Origin of the sequence: Faecalibacterium prausnitzii (assembly GCF_003324185.1) — a bacterium.
GTDB classification, from domain to species: domain Bacteria; phylum Bacillota; class Clostridia; order Oscillospirales; family Ruminococcaceae; genus Faecalibacterium; species Faecalibacterium prausnitzii.
In genome coordinates this window covers 1-744 of record NZ_PXUP01000070.1, presented here as the reverse complement: position 1 = coordinate 744, position 744 = coordinate 1, and the positions used below count along the sequence as shown (strand labels likewise).

The following is a 744-nucleotide window of genomic DNA, read 5'->3' as shown; positions in this document are numbered from 1 at the left end:
GTATCCTCTTTGAAATACCGCGCTGTGATGGTCATGCCCTTGGTGACCTGCATCAGCCGATCGGCCAGAGCCGACATTTCTTCCTCGGTCAGAATGCGCTTGGTCACGCGCTCGGTGCGCTGCTTTTCTGCGGCAAGCTGCTCGTCATAGCCCCGCAGCGGAGAGAAGGGCGAGAAGATTTTGGCACGGTTCTGAAGGGTCATGCGGGGGTGCTTGCGGAGGGATTCTTCGGTCTGGGGGCGTTCCATCTCCAGGATGTCTCCGTACTTTTGGGCGGTCTCCCGCCCGATCTTGCTATTTTTGTAGTTTTCCATCTGAACCTCCCGCCGAACCTCCTGCACTGTGCCCGCCGATCTGCGCGTTGCGCTGGCGCATGGTGGCACCTTCCTCATAGCTGCTGGCTTTCAGCACGGCGTTTTTGCCGTACTTGTTCTTGATGCCCAGCATGGCTTGCTGGAGTTTTTTCTCCTTTTCCAGCTTCTTGGTGTCGGTGAAAAAATCCACCTGATAGAAGCCCTCGTCCGGCGTGACCTTGTTGGCGTTGATGGTGATGCGCCGCACCGTCAGCGCCGGGTCGGTGATACGCTCAAACAGCTTTGCGCTTTCGTTGATGAGGGTGCTGCCCAGATTGGTAGGGGCATCAAACCGGATGGTTCCGTGGGCTGCTTTGGGGATGACTCTGCCGTAGCGGTCGGTCTGGGTCAGACCACGGTAGCCGCCCTTGTCCACGTTCTCCCGGTCGTA

General features: G+C 58.3%; 2 pseudogenes. Both read right to left on the bottom strand.

Going from position 1 to position 744, the window contains the following annotated elements:
• Positions 1-314 (bottom strand): annotated as a pseudogene (locus tag C7J97_RS14740) (hypothetical protein); the annotation flags it as partial.
• Positions 295-744: pseudogene (locus tag C7J97_RS14735) on the bottom strand (Y-family DNA polymerase); the annotation flags it as partial. The pseudogenes C7J97_RS14735 and C7J97_RS14740, both read right to left, overlap by 20 nt.